Genomic DNA, 19,166 nt, shown 5'->3' with positions numbered 1-19,166 from the left:
CCGATGGGCCGACGCGCCCGCCACAGCCGATTCAGGATTCGTCGCTGCCGTCTCCCTTGCCGTCAGGCCCAGCGCCGGCATCGGAGTCATCGCCGTCCGCTCCGGCGGCGTCGCCCTCGCTCGAGGCAGCCGCATTCGAGTCGCCGTCCTCGTCGTCGGCGTACTGATCGCGCAGCGTCTCGAGTTCCGCGTCGACGTCGACGGCGGAGTCGCGGTCGGGGTCGTCGCCGGCGCGGTCCGTTCCGTCTTCGGTCGGCGGGCCGTCCTCGATATCGATCGTCACTCCGCGTTCGGCCGCCGGTCGATCGGAGTCCGCGGCGGTCGGTCCGGACCGCGACTCCCGTTCGGCGGCGTCCCGGAGCCGGCTGTCGACATCGTCGCGAAGTTCCCGAGCCTCAGCGAGGAGGTCGCGGGCCTCCTCGTCGGCGGGGAGACCGCCCTCGGAAGCGGCTCGCTGGAGTTCCGATAGCACGGAATCGAGCTGTGAGAGCGTCGTACGGCGGAGTTCGCTCGCGCGCTCGCTTGTCGCTTCGGTGGCCGCCTCCGTTCGGTCCCGTGCCTCTTGCCCGGTTCGCACGACGTTCAGGCCCCGCTGGAACGCCTCGAGCGCGCGGACGCTGGTCTCCAGGACGGCCAGGGCGGCCGGGAGGGCGACCTCGTCGGTGAATCGCAGGAGTTCCCGCGGCGTCGGCGGGCGCAGCGGGGGTCGGCGACGCGAGCGCGGCCCCTCGAGTTCGTCCCGGAGCGCGTCGATCGTTCGCGCGAGTTCGCGAATCGCGTCGGCGAGTTCGTCGTCGGAATCGGCCATGTGCTATCTACGGCCGCCGGTGTAAAAAACCGGCCGATCGGGCCTGTCTGGTAGTAATGGCCGGACGCAATGCTCTTTTCCGAGGAAAGATGAGCCGCAATTTTTATCTCGATACCGTTTGACTGATCGAACGGAATGGAAGACGAGCGAGGGGACGCCGTCCCGGACTGTGCGACGTTCGCACGAACGCTCGGAACCCTCAAGCAGGAGGGGAGCAACATCTTACTCGTTGGGACGTCGAAGGGGCCACACGAGACAGTCTGTCAGCAACTGCTCGGTGCAACACGCGGAGACGCTCGATACCGTCTGTTCGTCACGAACGCGGCCGACCACGTTGCACACGAATGCAGGGCCGATCCCGAGATCGAACGGGTCCAAACGATCGAGTACTCACAGTCGGGGCTCGAGTCGAGGTCGGAATCGGACGGCAAGAGCGGGCAGCCGTCGCTGGGGACGCTCGGGATCGAGATCGTTGAGACCATCGGCGAGTTCGACGACAGCGCCGACGGGCTCGCTCCGTCGGCGCTTCGCGTCTGCGTCGATTCGCTCGTGCCGCTGCTCCAGGAGTACGACGCGGAAACGGTGTTCCGCCTGCTGCAGTTGACGACCTCGCGAGTCGATCAAGCGTGTGGCATGGGTCACTATCACCTACCGCTGGGCCCGGACCACGACGCCGTCAACCTCTTCGAGCCGATGTTCGATGCGGTCGTGACGGTCCGGTCCCGAAACGGAACCGACGAACAGCAGTGGTATCTCCGGGAGGCGGACACGACCACCGACTGGCTCGAGTTGTAGTCAGCGCTGCTCCCGTCGCCGACAGCGGCGCTGAGGTGCTCGGCTCGTGTCGCCGACGGTGAACGTCGACCACTGCGTGGCAGCTGATCCAAGCGTTTTTTATCCACCCCGTGCCCTCCAACTGGTGTGCGAATCGAGAACAGTTTCATTCCCGTCCGCGGGGTCGGGGAGACGACCGAACGCCGACTCTGGGAACACGGCGTGACTCACTGGGACGAGTTCGACGGCAGCGTCGTCGGCTCGACCCTGGCCGATCGGATCGAGACGTTCATCGACGAGGGTCGGACCTACCTCGAGCGCGGTGACATCTCCGTCTTCGCGGAGGCGCTACCGGCCTCGAGTCGCTGGCGCTGTTACGAGAACGTCAGCGACGAGACGTGCTTTCTGGACATCGAGACGACCGGGCTCGACGCGTCCACGAACGAGGTGACGACCGTCAGCCTCCATCGGAGCGGCGAGACGACGACCTTCGTCAAGGACCGCGATCTCACGAGCGCCCGCCTCGAGCGGGCACTCGCCGATGCGCCGCTGTTGGTCACGTTCAACGGCCAGCGATTCGACGTTCCCTTCCTCGAGACGTGTTTCGATATCGATGTCGACGTGCCCCATGTCGACCTCATGTACCCCTGCAAGAAGGTGGGGCTGGACGGTGGGCTGAAAGCGATCGAGAAGGACGTTGGCATCGATCGGGACAAGCCCGACCTCAGCGGCCGCGACGCGGTGCGCCTCTGGCACGAGTACGAAGCCGGCGACGAGGGAGCCCTCGAAACGCTCGTCGAGTACAATCGGGCCGACACCCGCAACATGAAGCCGCTGATGGAGATCGTCGCGGATCGCCTCCACGAGACCGTCTTCGAGGCCGCGACGGCTGGCGATTGATCGGTCGAGGGGAGCGACCGCCGTGCGGCTGTGAGCGGCGGTGAGCAATCAGCTATACGGCAGCCAGCGTGCTACCCACTCGTACATGGACGACTACAGCTACGAAACCGCCATCGACATCCGGCTCCGCGACATCGATTTCATGGGCCACGTCAACAACGCAACCTATGCGACGTATCTCGAGCAGGCCCGCGAGGCCTACTTTCGGGACGTGCTCGATGTCTCGTTGGCCGAGACGAACACCGTTCTCGTGAGCCTCGAACTCGAGTATGCCCGCCCTATCGAGGCTGACGACGCGGTCACCGTCGCGCTCCGCGTGCCGGAACTCGGCGACTCGAGTCTGCCGATGGAGTACGAAATCCGCGCGAACGGTGAGCGCGCCGCGACGGCACGCACCGTTCAGGTCCTCGCCGCGCCGGACGACGGCGGTTCACAGCCGCTGCCGTCCGAATGGCGGCGACGGATCGAGCAGCGGGAGTAGCCACTCGCCGGCTACCGCGACGGCTCGGGATCGGCGATGTCGACATCGCCGTCGCTCGTGACGACGACCCGATAGCCACAGAAGGGAAATTCGACGCGGCCGACCGGTCGCTCGTGGCCGTTCTCCCGCGTCGCAAAGAGCGCGTCCAGAGCTTCGGGATTGACGACATCGTAGAGGGCTTCGTATTCCGGGGGCTCGAGATCGACGGGATCGACACCTTCGCGCTCGGCGACGGCAGCGACTACGTCGAAACTGAGAGACTGCCCGTCTGTCGCGTCCGATCGATCGACTGAGAGTAGCATTGACCGGACCCTTTCTTCGATCAGGTATAAATCCTCTGGCCCTAACTCGTGATTGGTGACTATATTTGGATAGAAATGGATGTAGATGATCAATAGTGGACTAATTGGGGCCTAAATAGTTACTAATTTTATTTCATTCACACATTCTAAAACTCTTCAGGGAGTGACAGTCACCGCGCAACCACTGATTGCCAACGGTATCGGCGTGGCATTCGCGAGAACTGTCTCGAGTGAGAGATGATGGGTGACATGTTCGGGAAGAGCTACTGGACGACTCGGAACGTAGCCCAGAGCACGATGAATCCGTTTTCGAGCGGGCGATCGACGGACGGGGGCGACAGCGAGGGGAGTTTCGATGCACCCGGATCGTTCGTGCCCGACCACGTGCCCGAGCCGGGGGCGTTCCTCGAGGGCCACGACGTCCTCGACGGCGAGGAACACGTCGCCTTCCACGACGTCACTCGGGACCTGTTCGAGGAGCGGGGGGTCTACGACGCCACCTTCGGCTACAACCTGGCGCGGCTCAACCTCGATCGCCGCCATCCCGACGCGGGATACCGGTACGCGGTCGACGCTGCCGATCCGACCGTCCTCCGGGCGGAGTTCAGCCCCACGACGGAGTTCTGTCCGCAAGCCGACGCGCTCGTCAAGGGCTCGTTTCGCGCCTGGAACGGCCTGAGCGATCGCCACGAGTACGATCTCGTCCGCGTCCGCGTCTGTCCGTCCCACCACCAGTCCGAGTCGCTCAACGGGACGCTCGAGTCCCTCGAAGCGCAGTATCTCGAGTCCGGCGAGGTTCCGACCGACCCGGTCGGTAACGGCCCCGGGACTGGATCGACGGGAGCGGACGACGACGAGACGAGCGTTCAGTCGCCGTTCTGATCGCGCGATGGGGACCGGGAACGCGACTGCAACCGTCACGCGGTGGTCGCGTGCGTTCGTCGCGGTCGGTATCGGCTTCTTCGTCGCGTGGCAGGTCGCCGTCGCTGTCGGCGCGGGGAGAGCGGCGACCGTCCCCCTCGGCGTCTTCGGCTTCGTCCTCCACGTGGTCTTCGGCAAGGCCTACACGCTCGTCCCGTCGTACTTCGCGCGCGAACTCGCGGTTCCACGCGCGCCGGCGCTCCACCTCCCGTTAGCCTCGGTCGGCGCGCTCGGCGCGTTCGCAGTCGGTACCGGAATCACCTCGGCGACCGTCGCGCTCGCGAGCGTGGCGAGCTGGCTCGCCGGCAGCCTCGTCTTCGTCGGGACGCTGTGCTGGACCGTCCGCGACAACCCGACAGGCCGCGAGACTGGGACTGGCGAGACCGATGCCCACCGTCGGCGCGCCGACCGGGTCGCGAACGTCGCCGTTCCGTTCGTACTCGCGTACCTGATCGTCGGTTCGGCGCTGCCGCTGGCGGCTGCACTCGGCCTCGAGCCGTCCGTGGTTCCGGCGAGCGGGCCGGCCACGACGCATCTGCTTGCCGCCGGCACGGCGGCGCCGCTCGTCTTTGCGATCGGGTGCCGACTGTTGCCCCGGCTGCTTGGCGCTTCGGTACCCCCGTTGCTGGTCTCGATCGTCGTCGCCGCCGGTATCGCCGGCCCCGCACTGCTCGCGGCCGACTTCCGCGGCGGGGCGCTGTTTCGCGTCGGTGCCGCGCTTCAGGCGACCGCCCTCGTCGGGTTCGCCGTCGCCGTTCTCGATCTGGCTCGGCAGAGCGACCGCCGCCGCGTCGGCGGCCGCGCCATCCTCTCGGCAGCCGGCTGCGGCGCGCTGATCGCCGTTCTGGGGCTGTGGTTCGCGTTCGCACCCGACGCAGGGCTGCCGGCAGCCGCGTTCGACGCCCACTACCGGCTCGCCGTCGGCGGCTTCCTCGGCCTGACGATCATCGGCGTCACCTACCGCTTCTATCCGCCGGCCGTCGCGTCCACCCTCGGCATCGGCGACCGAACCGCGAGCGCGTCGGTCGCGGCGCTCGTCACCGGCCTGGGGCTCGAGGTCGCGGGCCTGCTCGCATCGGTCCCATCGTTGGTCGGGCCGGGCCGCTGGCTCTCGGTTGCCGGTGCGAGTCTCTACGCTGTCGTCCTGTGGACGGTTTTCGTCGAACGCGCCGACTGGACGCGCTGAGTCCCCGCTACCCCGCCCGCGCCTCGAGCCAGCGGACCGCAGGAGTGGCGGTGATCCCGTGAACGACGATCGAGATGAGAACGACTGCGCCGACGACGGCCCACAGCACGTCGGCGTCGGGAAACGCGGCCTCGTTGCGTCCGTGTGCGAGGTAGTAGAACGAGCCGATTCCCCGGTCACCGATCGGGCGACGCGTCCACATCGGGCTCGCTGCCGGCCGTTGCAGAGGCATCCTCGTCCGACTCGAACATGCTCGCGAGCACGCCGGCGATTCCGTCGGGCCCATGACGATGGATCGTAAGCAGCATATTCGCGATGAACACGCCGACGCCCGTCGTCACAAGGAGGGTGCTCGCGGTGGGGACGACGGCTGGGAGGTCGACCAGCGGTGCCACCGACAGGCCGGCAAAGCCGACGAGCAGCAGCCAGAAATCCGCGCGCTCGAGGCGGTCGTCGTAGAGGTCGTCGATCATCGGCACCCGCTCGAAGCCCAGGCGATCGCTGTAGCGTTCGATCCAGATGATGAAGGGAACGATATGATACAGCGACCCGATGACGACGAGCCCGAAGACGCCGAACAGCAGGAGGGGCCGGGAGCCGGGATAGCCGAAGAGCGATTCGGACGCGAGCGGAGCGGTCCACCACGTCGGCGCGGCGAGGGCGATCCACGCGACCAATGCCGCCACGACCAGCCAGTAGCGAGCGAGCATCGGGGACCGCTCGACCGTCGCGCCGGCCAGCAATCGGGCGACGACGACCGCGAACGCGGCGAGGCCGACGAGGAGGACGACCGCGCCGACGCGAGCGATGGGGGCGATGGTGAGTCCGCGGCCGACCACGAGCGCCGCGAGCCCGGCGGGGAAACACAGTTGCTCGAGGGCGAGCAGGCGGTCGTCCACCCGATCGGGCTCCGCCTGCGTGAACATCTTCGTCAGTTGGAACAGGGCACCGACGACCGTCGCGAGCAGCGCCCCGAACAGCGCTAGCGTCGCGTGGGAGCCGTGCATTTCGAATCGGTTCACCGGGACCGACTCGAACACCGGCGTGGTGTAACCCGCCGCGAGAAGCACCCCGAGCGGTGCGACGAGGCCGAAGCACGCGAGCGCGAGCGCGAAGTGGCGTTCCGTGAAATCGAACGGGCGTGCACGGACGATCGTGCGCCCGACGTTGTAGACGAATACCCAGATACCCGCCAGCATGAGCGCGCCGACGACCGGAAGCCAGGCGAACGCGCCCGCGAGCAACGCCGCGCCGAATCCGATCAGTCCGGCGGTCACGAGCCACAGTTGGGCGACCGCCAACCGCCGCGAGTGGATCGCCACGCCGGACCAGACGGGGACGAACTGGGTCATCGCACCCATGATCGTCACCGCGATCCAGCCCACGAGAAGGCCGTGGAGGCGTGCCAGCCCGGCGAGACCGGGCAGCGTCGCGACGGCCAGGACGGTCCCCCCACCGACGCCGACCGCGAGAAAGCCCAGCGCGAGCAGGAAGTGCCGCAACGGGATCACCATCGGCGGCTGCTGGTCGGTCCGTAACCCGCCCGGTATTCCGTTCATGTCCCGCGGTACGGCCCGTACGGCCGTCCCCTTCCTCCCGAACACGTTCGGACGATAGCGTTTGCCGGTCTGTCCCGTAACTCCGCGTGAGCCATGGGATCAGATCAGGCGACAACTACCGTCGACGAGGGAACACCCGCGACCGGGACGGACCAGCACGCGACCGCGACGGCCGACCGGGAACCCGAGACGACCGTCACCGTCCGCTGTACCGGCCACGTCCGCACCGCCATCGGCCGCCACGAACTCGAGTTCACCTTCGCGGGGACCCGCCTCCGGGACTTCCTCAAAGCCTTCTTCGCGGAGTACGAGCTCGCGGACATGCTCATCGCCGAAACCGAAGCGGACGCGACCCACAGCGGCTGGGCACCGGTTCCCGACGACCTGCCCGGGACGTGGCGCAAGAACCCGGAGGGCGAGCAGACCCGGCCGTACGCGCGGGTTTGTGTCAACGGCCGGTTCAACGAACACCTCAACGGATTCGAGACGAAACTCACCGACGACGACCGCGTCGCGTTGCTCTACCCGTTTCTGTTCTGCTGTTGATCACCCTGCGGTCCGTCGGCGGTGGCTCCGACGACCACCGGGGCGAACACGTTCGCCCTACTGCTGAGGCTCGTCGGGACCCGAGTGTCGATCATGACTGACAACCCCGGCGTCGAACCCGTCACGCGTCGCGAGCACGACGCGTCGTGGTCCGCGAATCTCGAGGGGCCCGAACACGCGATGGATCGGGACCTGATCGTCGAGCAGTCGAAAGACGCGATCGCCCAGACGGCCGCCGGCTACCACGTCAACCTCGTCACCCACGGCGATCACGGCCATCCCGAGACGTATCTCTGGGACGAACTCGAGGCGGCGTTCGACGACGTTCGGTTCGAGTACGTCGATCAGTGTGGCTGTGGTGGCCACGTGACGCGGGTGTTCGTCTCCGAGACATGACCCTCACCCGAGGTGGGTCGTAAACCAGTCGGCGGCGTGATCGGCGACCGCCTCGAGTTCGCCCGGTCCCTCGAAGAGGTGGCCAGCCCCCTCGACGACCCGGAGGTTGCGTTTGCAGGAGAGCGCGTCGTAGGTCTCCCGGTTCAACTCGAGGACCGACTCGTCGTCGCCGCCCACGACGAGCAGCGTCGGGGCGGTCACGTCCTCGACGGCGTCCGAGGCCATGTCGACCCGTCCGCCGCGCGAGACGACCGCGTCGATGTCCGTTTCGGGTCGGGCCGTCCCGCGGAGGGCCGCCGCAGCCCCGGTGCTGGCTCCGAAGTAGCCGACCGAACGGACGTCGGGCTCGGCTCGGTCGCGCACCCACTCGGTCGCTGCGACGAGCCGATCGGTCAACAGCGGGATGTCGAACCGGTTCTCCCGGTTTCGGTCCTCGCGCTCGGTGAGCAGGTCGAACAGGAGCGTCCCGAGTCCGCGCTCGCGCAACCGCTCGGCGACGAAGTTGTTTCGCGGACTGTGCCGACTGCTCCCGCTCCCGTGGGCGAAGACGACGAGTTCGGACGACACCGGCGGCACCGCGAGTTCGCCCTCGAGCGTCACCTCGTTGACGGGGATGTCAGTGACAGTGTGGATTCCGTCGGCCCCCATATTCAGGGGTCCGCTCCGGGGATTGTTGACTGTTTGGACCGGCCCACACAGTGACTATCGACATGGCGAGAACGCCGCCGAACCACGCCACTGGGACCGGGCCCGAGGGAAAGCGGCCGCTCAGTCCGCGGCCCCGCCGACCGGGTTCCCGCCGCGCACTTCGTCCTCGTGGAGATAACACTGCGGGTCGGGGGCGAACAGATCGCCCGTCTCGGCGAGTGCCCGCAGCCGCGAGCCGCCCCGACAGATCGACTGATACTGACAGTCCGCACACTTCCCGTGGAGGTGTTCCTCGCGGTTCCGCAACGCCGTCAGCAGCGGGTTCGACTCGTCGTCCCAGATCTCGCCGAAGGGTCGATCGCGGACGTTGCCGAGACTGTACCCCTGCCAGAACTGCGTGAGGTGGACGTTCCCCTGGTAGTCGACGTCGGCGACCCGCTCGCCCGTCGGGTCGCCACCGTTTCGCTCGAGATGGCTATAGACCGCTTGTGCCTTCGCCTCGCCGAAGGTCTCGCGGGCGTACTCCACGAGGAAGGCGGCGTCGGCGTAGTTGCCCACCAGCAGGGTCTCGATCTCCTCGCCGCGGTCGTGATACGCGAGCGTGAGGTCGGCGACCTGTTCGATCGCCTCGCGCTTTGCCTGCGGGGAGAGATCGGCGTCGACGATCTCGGCTCCGCGACCGCCGTAGTCGAGGTGGTAGAAACAGAACCGGTCGAGGCCCTTCTCGACGAGGAGATCGACGACCCCCTCGAGATCGGGCGCGTTGGCCTCGGTGATCGTGTACCGCAGGCCGGTCTTGAGGCCGACCTCGAGGCAGTTCTCGATGCCGCGGACGGCGGCGTCGAACGCGCCCTCCTCGCCGCGGAAGCGGTCGTTGCGTTCGGGGAGGCCGTCGACGGAGATGCCGGCGTACTGGAGCCCGGCGTCCCGCAACGCCGCGGCCGTCTCGCGGGTGATCAGGGTGCCGTTCGAGGACAGGACGGGTCGGAGTCCACGGTCAGCCGCGTAGGAGACGAGTTCGACCAGATCGTCGCGGACGAGGGGCTCGCCGCCTGAGAAGAGGATGACGGGTGCGCCGAAGTCGGCGAGTTGATCGAGAAACGACTTCGCTTCGGCCGTCGTGAACTCGCCGGTCGCGGCCTCGGTCTCGGCACCGGCATAACAGTGTGAACAGTAGAGGTTACACCGGCGGGTCGTGTTCCAGACGACGACCGGCCGCTGCTGTTTCTCCTCGGTGATCTGCGGTTTGTCCGAGCCGTCGGCCGCGTCGTAGCGCAGGCCATCGCCCTCGGCATCGAGGTCACAGAGCAGTTTGCTGATCGAGATCACGGGCTGTTCACCTCCGAGGCACCGGCGGTTTCCTCGTAGACGCGGGGTTCCTCGCCTTTTCCGTCGCTATCGTCGCCGTCGCCAGCACCCTCGTCCGGCCGCTCTTCGGCCGTCTCCGCGAGACCGCGCGTCGAGTACCGTTCGACATCGTCAGCCGGACAGAGCCAGATGTCGGCGGCATACCAGCCGAACAGTCGGGACGCGTGCTCGTGTGCTTCCGTTCCGCTCGCGGCCGCGACGCTCCCGACGTGGCGCATCGGAGCTCCCTCCTCGTTGCGGATGAAGACCTCCCACTGCCGAGTCGGGTTCCCTCGCTCGTCGCTCTCGACCGCCGACCGGCGCGCTTTCTCGACCATATCGATACCTTCGACACGATACCGAAGGCCGTTATGCGATCTCCCAGCGCGCGGGAATTTCCCTCGAGCGGTCGAACATCTTCCCGTCTTCCCGGGTGACGGGAACCAGAGGGGCGTTTTCGGTCGTCGGAGACCCAGCCTCGGCTATGCGCCCCGGCACGTTCGATACGTCCGAGCGACCGTTCGTCCTCATCTGGGAGCTGACCCAGGCCTGTGGGCTCGCCTGTGATCACTGTCGCGCCGACGCCCAGCAGCGTCGCCATCCCGACGAACTCTCGACCGCGGAGGGGATGACGCTGCTCGAGCAGGCCGCCGAGTTCGGCGACGGCCAACTGGTCGTGCTCTCGGGCGGCGACCCGCTCGTCCGCGATGATGTCGCGGACCTGATCGCTCACGGCGACGATCTCGGCCTGCGGATGACGATCACGCCCAGCGGGACCGGCTCGCTGACCGCCGACCGGATCGAGTCGATGGCCGACGCCGGGCTCAAGCGGATGGCGGTGAGCCTCGACGGGGCCTCGCCCGAGAGCCACGACGCCTTCCGCGGCGAGGATGGCAGCTTCGAGGAGACCATCCGCGCCGCCGAGGACGCTCGAGCGGCCGGGCTCCCGGTCCAGGTCAACACCACCGTCTGCCGACAGACCGTCGACGAACTCCCCGCGATCCGGGACCTGCTGACCGAGATCGGGGCCGTCATGTGGAGCGTCTTCTTCCTCGTTCCCGTCGGGAGGGGCCGTATCCTCGAGCCGGTCCCGCCGGAGCGGGCCGACGCGGTCATGGAGTGGCTCCACGAGGTCAGCGAGACCGAACCTTTCGGCGTCAAGACCACCGAGGCCCCGCAGTACCGCCGGGTGGCGATGCAGCGACGGGCGGACGGGGACGAGACCGATGACGGTGCGGCCGATCCGGGGGACGGCATCAAACGACGGACCGGCATCGTCGCGGGCGACGGCTTCGCGTTCGTCAGTCACACGGGCGAGGTGTTTCCCTCCGGCTTTCTGCCGGAATCAGCCGGCAACGTCCGCGAGCGGCCGGTCACGGAACTCTACCGCGAGTCGGAACTGTTCCGGTCGCTGCGCGACCGCGACAACCTCTCGGGCAAGTGCGGGGCCTGTCCCTACCGCCACGTCTGTGGCGGCAGTCGCTCGCGGGCGTTCGCCCACACCGGCGATCCACTGGCGAGCGATCCGCTCTGTCCGTTCGTTCCGGAGGGGTACGACGGGCCGCTCCCCTGGGACGATACCGACGGCAAGACACGCGGCGTCTCGAGCGGGGATTGACCTCGGAGCCGAGGGCTTCGCTCTCAGACGGAACATACGAGAAAACGACTCAGCCGGGACCACCGTCGGCCCGAAGACGTTCGTCCGTGGCTCTATCGATATCGTGTCGCGGCGACCGTTACTCGAGGACGACTAACGTGTCGCCCATATCGACGCTCTCACCTTCCTCGATGGCGATCTGCGTGACGGTACCGCCCCGAGAGGCGACGATGTCGTTTTCCATCTTCATCGCTTCGAGGACGACCAGCACGTCGCCGGCCCCGACCTCGTCGCCCTCCGCGACCTCGATATCGAGGATCGTTCCTTGCATCTCGGCGTCGACGGTCTCGCCGTCGCCCTCGAGTTCGGTCCCGCCGTCGTTGCTCGAGCCGCCCGCAGGCTCGGGCCGGCTCGCCTGGCCGCTGCCGGCCTCGATCTCGCCGGTCGGGATGGCGGGTGCACCGCGTTCCTCGAGTTCGACCTCGAAGCGCTTGCCGTTGACCTCGACGGTGAACTCGCGCTCGACGGTCTCCTCGTCTTCGCTGCCGCCGTCGCCGGTGTCGCCGCCCCACTGCTCCTGGGCTTCCTCGATGCGACTCTCGTCGAGGTCTTCGTCGAGGTACTTCGTGGTGTGCGTACTCCGGACGAACTCCTCGTCGGTGAGCATCAGCCGGTGGAACGGGATGATCGTCGGGATGCCACTGATCTCGTACTCGCGGAGCGCACGAAGCGACCGCTCGATACATTCGTCGCGGTCCTCGCCCCAGACGACCAGCTTCGCGATCATCGAGTCGTAGTCGGTGACGAGGTCGTCGCCCTGCCGCAGGGCGTCGTCGAGGCGGACGCCGATCCCGCCTGGCGGGTCGTAGGTCTCGAGCGTGCCGCCGGTCGCCGGCGCGAAGTCGTCGGCCGCGTTCTCGGCGTTGATCCGGAACTCCATCGCGTGGCCGTCGATCTCGACGTCGTCCTGCTCGAAGTCGACTGCCTCGCCGGCCGCGATCTCGATCTGGCGTTTGACGATGTCCAGTCCGGTGATCTCCTCGGTAACCGTGTGTTCGACCTGAATCCGCGTGTTGACCTCGAGGAAGAAGAAGTTCGCGTCCGGCCCCAGCGGGCCGTCCCGGCCGGGCTCCTCCTCGACGAGGAACTCGACGGTGCCGGCATTGGTGTAATCGGCGGCAGCAACGCCCCGACGGGCGGCCTCGCCGATCTTCTCGCGGAGGGCGTCCGTCAGGGCCGCGGAGGGGCCTTCCTCGATGACCTTCTGGTGGCGGCGCTGGAGCGAACAGTCGCGCTCGCCGAGGTGGCGGACGTTCCCGTGTTCGTCCGCGAGGATCTGGACCTCGATGTGGCGGGGCTGCTCTAAGTACCGCTCGAGGTAGACCGAGTCGTTGTCAAAGTAGGCCTCACCCTCGCGCTTGGCGCTCTCGAGTTGGTTCTCGACCTCGCTTTCGTCCCAGACGACTTTCATTCCGCGGCCGCCGCCGCCGCCTTCCGCTTTGATCGCGATCGGGTAGCCGTGTCGCTCGCCGAATTCCTTGACCGCCTCGGGCTCGGTAACGGGATCGGTCGTTCCTGGAACGATCGGGACATCGGCCTCGTCCATGATCGTCCGGGCCTTGGTCTTCTCGCCGAGCGATTCCATGGCGTCGCTGGACGGGCCGATCCAGGTGATCCCCTCGGCGTCCTCGACCTTGCCGGCGAACTCTGCGTTCTCGGCGAGGAAGCCGTAGCCGGGGTGGATGGCGTCGGCGTCGGCCTTCCGCGCGGCCTCGATGACTGCGTCGTGATCGAGATAGGAGTCGGCCGCACGCGCCGGTCCCACGTTGTACGCTTCGTCCGCGTAGCGGACGTGGCCCGAGTCCTTGTCGGCCTCGGAGTAGATCGCGACGGTCCCGACGTTCAACTCTTCGCACGCTCGCATCACGCGGACGGCGATTTCCCCGCGGTTCGCCACGAGAACCTTCCTGAACATTGTTGTAGATACCGTCGTGAGGGCCCTACCTTACTTTTTCGCAACGGGTCCGATCTCGCGTCAGTTTTTGCCAGATCACACCCCCGACGCCGTCGATCGCCGTCGGTGTCGGTCCCGCTCCGAACCGAATGCGATCACTACCCATGCGTGTTATGGGCAAGCGTTATCCGATCTGAGACCCTCATCCACATGATGTACGAGAACGTACTCGGCCCGCTACAGACACAGTCGGTGCTCGAGGACCCGCTCCTGCTCGTCGGCCTGATCGGACTCTTCCTCGTCGTAGTCACGGTCTGGCAGATGGTCGAGATCGTCGACGCCTACGACAGAGCCGCCCTGACCGTCTTCGGCGAGTACCGCAAACTGCTCGAGCCGGGGCTGAACATCGTCCCGCCGTACGTCTCCCGGATCTACACGTTCGACATGCGAACGCAGACGCTCGACGTGCCCCAGCAGGAGGCCATCACGCGGGACAACTCCCCCGTCACGGCCGACGCCGTCGTCTACATCCGGGTCATGAACGCCAAACGCGCCTTCCTCGAGGTCGACGACTACCAACGCGCCGTCTCGAACCTGGCCCAGACGACGCTGCGGGCCGTCATCGGCGACATGGAACTCGACGACACCCTCTCCCGTCGGGAGATGATCAACGAGCGCATCCGCCAGGAACTCGACGAACCCACCGACGAGTGGGGCATTCGAGTGGAGTCGGTCGAGGTCCGCGAGGTCACGCCCTCCGCGGGCGTCAAGGGGGCGATGGAGGAACAGACCTCCGCCGAGCGCCGCCGCCGCGCCATGATCCTCGAGGCGCAGGGTGAACGCCGCAGCGCCGTCGAGAAAGCCGAAGGGGACAAGCAGTCGAACATCATCCGCGCCCAGGGTGAAAAGCAGAGCCAGATCCTCGAGTCACAGGGTGACGCGATCTCGACCGTCCTGCGGGCGCGCTCCGCGGAATCGATGGGCGAACGCGCGGTCATCGACAAGGGAATGGAGACGCTGGCCGACATCGGCCAGGGCGAGTCGACGACGTTCGTCATGCCCCAGGAACTCACCTCGCTGGTCGGCCGCTACGGCAAGCACCTCTCGGGCNGACATCGGCCAGGGCGAGTCGACGACGTTCGTCATGCCCCAGGAACTCACCTCGCTGGTCGGCCGCTACGGCAAGCACCTCTCGGGCAGCGACGTGAAAGGCAACGGCACGGACCTCAAGAGCCTCGAGTTCGACGACGAGACGCGCGAACTGATCGGCCTGGACGACATCGCCGACATCATCGGTGAGATCGACGAGCAAGCCGAGATGGACGTCGAAGCGATGGAAGAGCAAGCCCGCGCGATCAAGGAGGGGCAGGACGTGGGCATGGAGGCCGAAGAGCCGATCACCATGTCCGAATCCGACGACGAACCGGAGCCGGAACTGGGATCGGATTCGGAGTAGCGCCGCCACGCCGGTCGGGTTCACGTTCTTTCTCGCGGAACCAGCGAAACGGTCCGCGGCGGGTTAGAACTGCTTCGTCCGTCCCGCGGCCGACCACGGGTCGGTCGGCGCGCCGCGGGGCACGCGAACGGTCCGGTGTTGCTGTGCGCGAACCCGACCCGCAAAGGCCCAGCGCTCGTCGTCCCACGTCTCCTCGTCCTGAGCGGCCGCTGCGGCGGCTGCGAGCGCGTGATCGTGGAGGTGCGCGCCGACGGCGGCCGCGATCGCTGCGGCCTCCTCGTCGTCCGCGTCGTCCGGCAGGTCGATCGAAACGTCGCCGGGCAGGACCCCTTCGAGGTCCGCCGACTCGTCGTTGGTCACAGTCTCGTCGGCGATGGGCTGTCGTGAGGTCATCTGACTACAGCGGGATGTTGCCGTGTTTCTTGTCCGGGTTCTGTTCGCGTTTGGTCTCGAGCATCTCGAGATCGCGGATCAGTCGTGGCCGGGTTTCGGTCGGGACGATGACGTCGTCGAGGAAGCCCTTGTCCGTCGCGGTGTAGGGGTTGGCGAACTCCTCGCGGTACTCCTCGATGAGTTCATCACGGAGTTCGTCGGGGTTGTCGGCCTCCGCGAGTTCCTCGCGGTAGAGGATATTGACCGCGCCCTGCGGGCCCATGACGGCGATTTCGGCGGTCGGCCAGGCGTAGTTGACGTCCGCGCCGAGGTTCTTCGAGGCCATGACGCAGTAGGCACCGCCGTAGGCCTTGCGGGTGATGACCGTCAGCAGGGGAACGGTCGCCTCGGCGTAGGCGTAGAGCAGTTTCGCGCCGTGACGGATGATCCCGCGGTGTTCCTGGTCAGTGCCGGGCATGTACCCGGGGACGTCGACGAACGTAACGATCGGGATGTTAAAGGAGTCACAGAACCGGACGAACCGCGAGGCCTTCATCGAGGCGTCGACGGTCAGCGTGCCGGCGTTGACCCGTGGCTGGTTGGCGACGAGGCCGACCGAGCGCCCGTCGAGTCGGCCGAAGCCGACGACGATGTTCTGGGCGAAGTTGTCGGCGACTTCGAAGAACGACCCCTCGTCGACGACGCTATCGATGACGTCGGTCATATCGTAGGGCTTCTGCGGGCTCGGGGGGACGATCTCGGTGAGCGCGTCGTCACGGCGGTCGGGATCGTCCCAGGGGTCGACGCGTGGGGGATCTTCGACGTTGTTCTGTGGGAGATAGGAGAGGAGTCGCTTGATATCGTCGAGTGCCTGCTCTTCGCTCTCGCAGGCGAACTGGGCGACGCCGGTCTTGTTGGCGTGGGTCATCGCGCCGCCGAGTTCCTCGTGGGACACTTCCTCCCCGGTGACGGTCTTGGTGACACCGGGGCCGGTGATGTACATGTGGCTCGTGTCCTTGACCATGAAGATGAAGTCGGTGATCGCCGGGGAGTAGACGGCACCCCCGGCACACGGCCCCATCGTCGCGGAGATCTGGGGGACGACGCCGCTGGCTTCCTGGTTGCGGCGGAAAATCTCGGTGTAGCCCGCGAGACTCTTGACGCCTTCCTGAATGCGGGCCCCGGCGGAGTCGTTGAGTCCGATGACGGGCGCGCCGACCTCCATCGCCATATCCATGACCTTACAGACCTTCTCGGCGAAGACCTCGCCGAGCGAGCCGCCGAAGACGGTGAAGTCGTGAGCGAAGACGAAGGTCGTTCGCCCGTTGACCTCGCCGTACCCCGTGACGACGCCGTCGCCGGGAATCTTCTGTTCCTCCATCCCGAACTGGCTCGTCTGGTGAGTCCGGAGCTGATCGAACTCGGTGAAGGTGCCGTCATCGAGGAAGTAGTCGATCCGCTCGCGAGCGGTCATCTTCCCCTTGTCGTGTTGCTTCTCGATGCGGGCCTCGCCGCCACCCTGCCGCGCCTCTTCGCGGAGGTCCTCGAGTTCGTCGATGCGGTCTTCCATCGTCATTCCGGGAACACCCCTACACGATTCATACGCCGTTGTGCGAGGACCAACTGGAAAAGGATTCCGTAACTCCTTCACGATTAATGACTCATCAGCTGGCAAATACCCGGTCGTCCACAAAGAGTTAAATAGGGGCATTTTTATAAAAGCTGGTATGGCACAACGCGAATCATGGGCCACACGAACAGGGTTCATCCTTGCTGCAGTGGGGAGTGCAGTGGGGCTTGGTAACATATGGAGGTTTCCGTATCAAGTGGGGGAGCAAGGGGGCGCTGCCTTCCTGTTCATCTATCTCCTGTTGGTCGTCATGGTCGGCTTTCCGGTCATCCTCGCCGAATTCGTCGTTGGCCGGAATACGGAACGGAACCCCGTAGGGGCACTCAAGCAAATCGGGAGAGGCGCGTGGACGAAGATCGGCTGGGTCTTCGTCACGGCCGGTTTCGTCATCCTGTCGTACTACAGCGTCGTCGCGGGCTGGACGGTTCGGTACGTCCTCATCGGGCTTCAGGGAGGATATACTGCCGATGCCGCGCCTGAACAGTTCGGCGCAGTCGCGTCCGGGCTTGATGCCGTCGCCTTGCACGCGCTTTTCATGCTCGGAGTGATCGTCATCGTCGCGCTTGGCATCGAGCGCGGGATCGAACTCTCGGTCAAAGTGATGGTGCCCGCTATCATCATCATTTCACTCGGACTCGCCGCTTACGTGTTCACGCTCGAGGGGGCAGCCGACGCGTACGCGTATTACCTCTCGCCGGAACTCAGTACGATCATGAGCGAGTGGACGACGATTCTTCCGGCAGCAGCCGCACAGGCGTTCTTCACGCTCTCGCTCGGGATGGGTGTGATGATGACATACGCATCCTACCTCGGGGAGGATCGAAACCTCGCGTCGGACGCCAGTATCATTGCCATCCTCGACACCTTCATCGCCTTTACCGCGGGACTGATCGCGTTCCCGATCCTCTTTGCAGCGGGGATCGATCCCGGTGCGTCCGGTCCGTCGCTCATCTTTGTCAGTCTCGCCGCGGCGTTCGCCGAACTTCCGCTGGGCGGCCTCCTCGGCGCGATTTTCTTCGGGACCGTCGCCATCGCTGCACTCTCGAGCGCGATCAGTATTATGGAGGTCGTCGTCTCCTATCTGATCGACGAATGGGACATCGATCGCGTTCCCGCAACTGCCACACTGGGCGTGGCGATATTCCTCTTCGGGACGCCGGCCGCGCTCGACCTCATCTTCATCGATCTTTACGATGGCTTCGCGAACAGCATCCTGCTCATGCTCGGCGGGCTCTTACTCTCGATCTTCGTGGGGTGGTACGTTCCTGACCTCGCGCTCGAGGAGATCGAGAAGGGAATCAAAGACATCGGCTCGCTGGGAGTCGCATGGCTCTGGTTCATCCGGATCCCGGTCGTCGTCGCGCTGGTCGGCCTGGTGGTGTTGAACGTGTGGGGTTACTACGGGTTCCTGACTGGCGGGTTCGCCGACTGGCTCAACACGAACCTCTAACGGAGACGACCGCCCTTTCGAACGGCGACTTTTTTCGCCGCTCCCGACGACGGTCAGGCTTCGCCGTACACCGGTACCGCAGCACCGCTTGTCACCGCCGCGCCGTCGCTACAGAGGAACGCCAGCACGTCCGCGATATCGCTCGGAGCGACCCACGAGTCGTGGTCCGCGTCGGGCATCAGCTCGCGGTTCATCGGCGTATCGATCACGCTCGGCATGACGCAGTTCGCACGGACGGTCCCGCGGTTCTCCTCGGCCAGCGTCTCCGTCAGCAGTCGGATGCCGGCCTTCGTGATCCGGTAGGGGCCGTCGCCCGCGCCGCCCTCGAGCGAGGACCGGGCGCTGATACTGACGATCGAGCCCGCCGCCTCCTGGAGGTGTGGCAGGGCGTGTTTGGACGCGAGGAAGGCCGTTTTCAGGTTGACGTCGACGAGCAACTCGAACTCCGCGAGGTCGGTGTCCTCGATGTGGTCGCCGCCGCGCCACGTCCCGGCGATGTTCAGCAGGTGGTCGATCCGCCCGTGGTCGTCGACGACGGCATCCATCAGGGCCGCGACGTCGTCCTCGTCGGTCAGGTCGGCCTCGTAGAACGCGAGGTCGGGTTCGTCGGCGGGGTCCGCCTCGAGCGAACTGTCCGCGTCGGCCGGTGGAACGACATCGACGGCACAGACGGTCGCCCCCGCCGCGCGGAAGCGGTCGACGGTCGCACTACCGAGCGCGCCGCTCGCACCGGTGATCACCGCAACGGTGCCGTCGAAATCGACATCGAAGTCGGTCGTGACTCCCATACCGTACGTGTGCCGGCCGTTCGTATCAAAGGACGGGGCGAAGACGCCCCA

Annotated in this window: 19 protein-coding genes and 2 pseudogenes; 10 read left to right on the top strand and 11 right to left on the bottom strand. The window is 66.3% G+C overall.

Annotation, left to right across the window (positions count from 1 at the left end; all coding sequences use genetic code 11):
* Positions 1 to 31 precede the first annotated feature (31 nt).
* The gene (locus C486_RS18845; protein ID WP_008459080.1) at positions 32 to 808 is read right to left on the bottom strand and encodes a DUF7547 family protein; all 777 of its coding nucleotides are present in this window, start codon (positions 806 to 808) and stop codon (positions 32 to 34) included.
* 135 nt (positions 809 to 943) lie between these two features.
* On the opposite strand from C486_RS18845, the gene C486_RS18840 reads away from it, so the two are divergent.
* From C486_RS18840 to C486_RS18830, 3 genes are all read left to right on the top strand, one after another.
* Positions 944 to 1,603: a DUF7504 family protein gene (locus C486_RS18840; protein ID WP_008459078.1), complete on the top strand. Its 660-nt coding sequence runs from the start codon at positions 944 to 946 to the stop codon at positions 1,601 to 1,603.
* 126 nt (positions 1,604 to 1,729) lie between these two features.
* Positions 1,730 to 2,482: a ribonuclease H-like domain-containing protein gene (locus tag C486_RS18835; RefSeq protein WP_008459076.1), complete on the top strand. Its 753-nt coding sequence runs from the start codon at positions 1,730 to 1,732 to the stop codon at positions 2,480 to 2,482.
* Between the two features lie 85 nt (positions 2,483 to 2,567).
* Entirely contained in the window at positions 2,568 to 2,963 is a 396-nt protein-coding gene (locus C486_RS18830; RefSeq protein ID WP_008459075.1) for an acyl-CoA thioesterase, read from the top strand.
* Between the two features lie 11 nt (positions 2,964 to 2,974).
* Here C486_RS18830 and C486_RS18825 read toward each other — a convergent pair whose 3' ends face one another.
* The gene (locus tag C486_RS18825; protein WP_008459073.1) at positions 2,975 to 3,265 is read right to left on the bottom strand and encodes a HalOD1 output domain-containing protein; all 291 of its coding nucleotides are present in this window, start codon (positions 3,263 to 3,265) and stop codon (positions 2,975 to 2,977) included.
* Positions 3,266 to 3,514: 249 nt separating this feature from the next.
* Here C486_RS18825 and C486_RS18820 point away from each other — a divergent pair, with 249 nt between their 5' ends.
* Positions 3,515 to 4,147: a hypothetical protein gene (locus tag C486_RS18820; RefSeq protein WP_049910716.1), complete on the top strand. Its 633-nt coding sequence runs from the start codon at positions 3,515 to 3,517 to the stop codon at positions 4,145 to 4,147.
* A 7-nt stretch (positions 4,148 to 4,154) separates the two neighbouring features.
* On the top strand, positions 4,155 to 5,372 hold the full coding sequence (locus C486_RS18815) for a hypothetical protein (RefSeq protein ID WP_008459069.1): 1,218 nt from the start codon (positions 4,155 to 4,157) through the stop codon (positions 5,370 to 5,372).
* A gap of 7 nt (positions 5,373 to 5,379) precedes the next feature.
* Here C486_RS18815 and C486_RS18810 read toward each other — a convergent pair.
* Positions 5,380 to 5,553 (bottom strand): annotated as a pseudogene (locus C486_RS18810) (cation:proton antiporter); the annotation flags it as partial.
* Positions 5,549 to 6,931, bottom strand: a complete 1,383-nt coding sequence (locus C486_RS18805; RefSeq protein WP_241432546.1) for a hypothetical protein — start codon at positions 6,929 to 6,931, stop codon at positions 5,549 to 5,551. The pseudogene C486_RS18810 and the gene C486_RS18805, both read right to left, overlap by 5 nt.
* Before the next feature lie 93 nt (positions 6,932 to 7,024).
* Here C486_RS18805 and C486_RS18800 point away from each other — a divergent pair, with 93 nt between their 5' ends.
* On the top strand, positions 7,025 to 7,477 hold the full coding sequence (locus C486_RS18800; RefSeq protein ID WP_008459064.1) for a MoaD/ThiS family protein: 453 nt from the start codon (positions 7,025 to 7,027) through the stop codon (positions 7,475 to 7,477).
* Positions 7,478 to 7,570: 93 nt separating this feature from the next.
* Positions 7,571 to 7,873, top strand: coding sequence for a CGCGG family putative rSAM-modified RiPP protein (locus C486_RS18795; protein ID WP_049910715.1), 303 nt, complete (start codon positions 7,571 to 7,573; stop codon positions 7,871 to 7,873).
* Positions 7,874 to 7,876: 3 nt separating this feature from the next.
* Here the strand turns inward: C486_RS18795 and C486_RS18790 are convergent, their stop codons facing one another.
* The 3 genes from C486_RS18790 to C486_RS18780 all read right to left on the bottom strand — a co-directional run bounded on the left by C486_RS18790 (position 7,877) and on the right by C486_RS18780 (position 10,206).
* Positions 7,877 to 8,521: a dienelactone hydrolase family protein gene (locus tag C486_RS18790; protein WP_008459059.1), complete on the bottom strand. Its 645-nt coding sequence runs from the start codon at positions 8,519 to 8,521 to the stop codon at positions 7,877 to 7,879.
* A 120-nt stretch (positions 8,522 to 8,641) separates the two neighbouring features.
* Entirely contained in the window at positions 8,642 to 9,850 is a 1,209-nt protein-coding gene (locus C486_RS18785) for a TIGR04347 family pseudo-SAM/SPASM protein (RefSeq protein WP_008459057.1), read from the bottom strand.
* Positions 9,847 to 10,206, bottom strand: coding sequence for an Htur_1727 family rSAM-partnered candidate RiPP (locus tag C486_RS18780; RefSeq protein WP_008459056.1), 360 nt, complete (start codon positions 10,204 to 10,206; stop codon positions 9,847 to 9,849). Before C486_RS18780 ends, C486_RS18785 begins: the two co-directional genes overlap by 4 nt.
* A gap of 146 nt (positions 10,207 to 10,352) precedes the next feature.
* Between C486_RS18780 and C486_RS18775 the strand changes: the two genes are divergently transcribed.
* A complete protein-coding gene (locus C486_RS18775) occupies positions 10,353 to 11,486 on the top strand; it encodes a TIGR04053 family radical SAM/SPASM domain-containing protein (protein ID WP_008459054.1) in 1,134 nt (377 codons plus the stop codon).
* Positions 11,487 to 11,604: 118 nt separating this feature from the next.
* On the opposite strand, the gene C486_RS18770 is transcribed toward C486_RS18775, so the two are convergent.
* The gene (locus C486_RS18770) at positions 11,605 to 13,440 is read right to left on the bottom strand and encodes an acetyl-CoA carboxylase biotin carboxylase subunit (RefSeq protein WP_008459052.1); all 1,836 of its coding nucleotides are present in this window, start codon (positions 13,438 to 13,440) and stop codon (positions 11,605 to 11,607) included.
* Positions 13,441 to 13,632: 192 nt separating this feature from the next.
* On the opposite strand from C486_RS18770, the pseudogene C486_RS18765 reads away from it, so the two are divergent.
* Positions 13,633 to 14,875 (top strand): annotated as a pseudogene (locus tag C486_RS18765) (SPFH domain-containing protein).
* A gap of 63 nt (positions 14,876 to 14,938) precedes the next feature.
* Here C486_RS18765 and C486_RS18760 read toward each other — a convergent pair.
* Complete coding sequence (locus tag C486_RS18760; protein WP_008459050.1) at positions 14,939 to 15,268, bottom strand: hypothetical protein; 330 nt, start codon at positions 15,266 to 15,268, stop codon at positions 14,939 to 14,941.
* A gap of 4 nt (positions 15,269 to 15,272) precedes the next feature.
* Positions 15,273 to 16,817 carry an acyl-CoA carboxylase subunit beta gene (locus C486_RS18755; protein WP_008459047.1) on the bottom strand — a complete coding sequence of 515 codons (1,545 nt, stop codon included), beginning with the start codon at positions 16,815 to 16,817 and terminating at the stop codon, positions 15,273 to 15,275.
* A gap of 157 nt (positions 16,818 to 16,974) precedes the next feature.
* Between C486_RS18755 and C486_RS18750 the strand changes: the two genes are divergently transcribed.
* Entirely contained in the window at positions 16,975 to 18,327 is a 1,353-nt protein-coding gene (locus tag C486_RS18750) for a sodium-dependent transporter (protein WP_083866063.1), read from the top strand.
* A gap of 53 nt (positions 18,328 to 18,380) precedes the next feature.
* Here the strand turns inward: C486_RS18750 and C486_RS18745 are convergent, their stop codons facing one another.
* Positions 18,381 to 19,115, bottom strand: a complete 735-nt coding sequence (locus C486_RS18745; RefSeq protein ID WP_008459043.1) for an SDR family oxidoreductase — start codon at positions 19,113 to 19,115, stop codon at positions 18,381 to 18,383.
* Between the last annotated feature and the right edge of the window lie 51 nt (positions 19,116 to 19,166).

Source organism: Natrinema gari JCM 14663, assembly GCF_000337175.1.
Lineage (GTDB): Archaea > Halobacteriota > Halobacteria > Halobacteriales > Natrialbaceae > Natrinema > Natrinema gari.
Note: the sequence above shows the minus strand (reverse complement) of the source record. Positions and strands in the feature narration are given on the sequence as shown.

Excerpts from the sequence above, each read along its gene's own strand:
- C486_RS18845 (WP_008459080.1), bottom strand. The coding sequence starts at position 808 with ATGGCCGATTCCGACGACGAACTCGCCGACGCGATTCGCGAACTCGCG.
- C486_RS18840 (WP_008459078.1), top strand. The coding sequence starts at position 944 with ATGGAAGACGAGCGAGGGGACGCCGTCCCGGACTGTGCGACGTTCGCA.
- C486_RS18830 (WP_008459075.1), top strand. The coding sequence starts at position 2,568 with ATGGACGACTACAGCTACGAAACCGCCATCGACATCCGGCTCCGCGAC.
- C486_RS18825 (WP_008459073.1), bottom strand. The coding sequence starts at position 3,265 with ATGCTACTCTCAGTCGATCGATCGGACGCGACAGACGGGCAGTCTCTC.
- C486_RS18820 (WP_049910716.1), top strand. The coding sequence starts at position 3,515 with ATGTTCGGGAAGAGCTACTGGACGACTCGGAACGTAGCCCAGAGCACG.
- C486_RS18815 (WP_008459069.1), top strand. The coding sequence starts at position 4,155 with ATGGGGACCGGGAACGCGACTGCAACCGTCACGCGGTGGTCGCGTGCG.
- C486_RS18805 (WP_241432546.1), bottom strand. The coding sequence starts at position 6,931 with ATGAACGGAATACCGGGCGGGTTACGGACCGACCAGCAGCCGCCGATG.
- C486_RS18800 (WP_008459064.1), top strand. The coding sequence starts at position 7,025 with ATGGGATCAGATCAGGCGACAACTACCGTCGACGAGGGAACACCCGCG.
- C486_RS18795 (WP_049910715.1), top strand. The coding sequence starts at position 7,571 with ATGACTGACAACCCCGGCGTCGAACCCGTCACGCGTCGCGAGCACGAC.
- C486_RS18790 (WP_008459059.1), bottom strand. The coding sequence starts at position 8,521 with ATGGGGGCCGACGGAATCCACACTGTCACTGACATCCCCGTCAACGAG.
- C486_RS18780 (WP_008459056.1), bottom strand. The coding sequence starts at position 10,206 with ATGGTCGAGAAAGCGCGCCGGTCGGCGGTCGAGAGCGACGAGCGAGGG.
- C486_RS18775 (WP_008459054.1), top strand. The coding sequence starts at position 10,353 with ATGCGCCCCGGCACGTTCGATACGTCCGAGCGACCGTTCGTCCTCATC.
- C486_RS18770 (WP_008459052.1), bottom strand. The coding sequence starts at position 13,440 with ATGTTCAGGAAGGTTCTCGTGGCGAACCGCGGGGAAATCGCCGTCCGC.
- C486_RS18760 (WP_008459050.1), bottom strand. The coding sequence starts at position 15,268 with ATGACCTCACGACAGCCCATCGCCGACGAGACTGTGACCAACGACGAG.
- C486_RS18755 (WP_008459047.1), bottom strand. The coding sequence starts at position 16,817 with ATGGAAGACCGCATCGACGAACTCGAGGACCTCCGCGAAGAGGCGCGG.
- C486_RS18750 (WP_083866063.1), top strand. The coding sequence starts at position 16,975 with ATGGCACAACGCGAATCATGGGCCACACGAACAGGGTTCATCCTTGCT.
- C486_RS18745 (WP_008459043.1), bottom strand. The coding sequence starts at position 19,115 with ATGGGAGTCACGACCGACTTCGATGTCGATTTCGACGGCACCGTTGCG.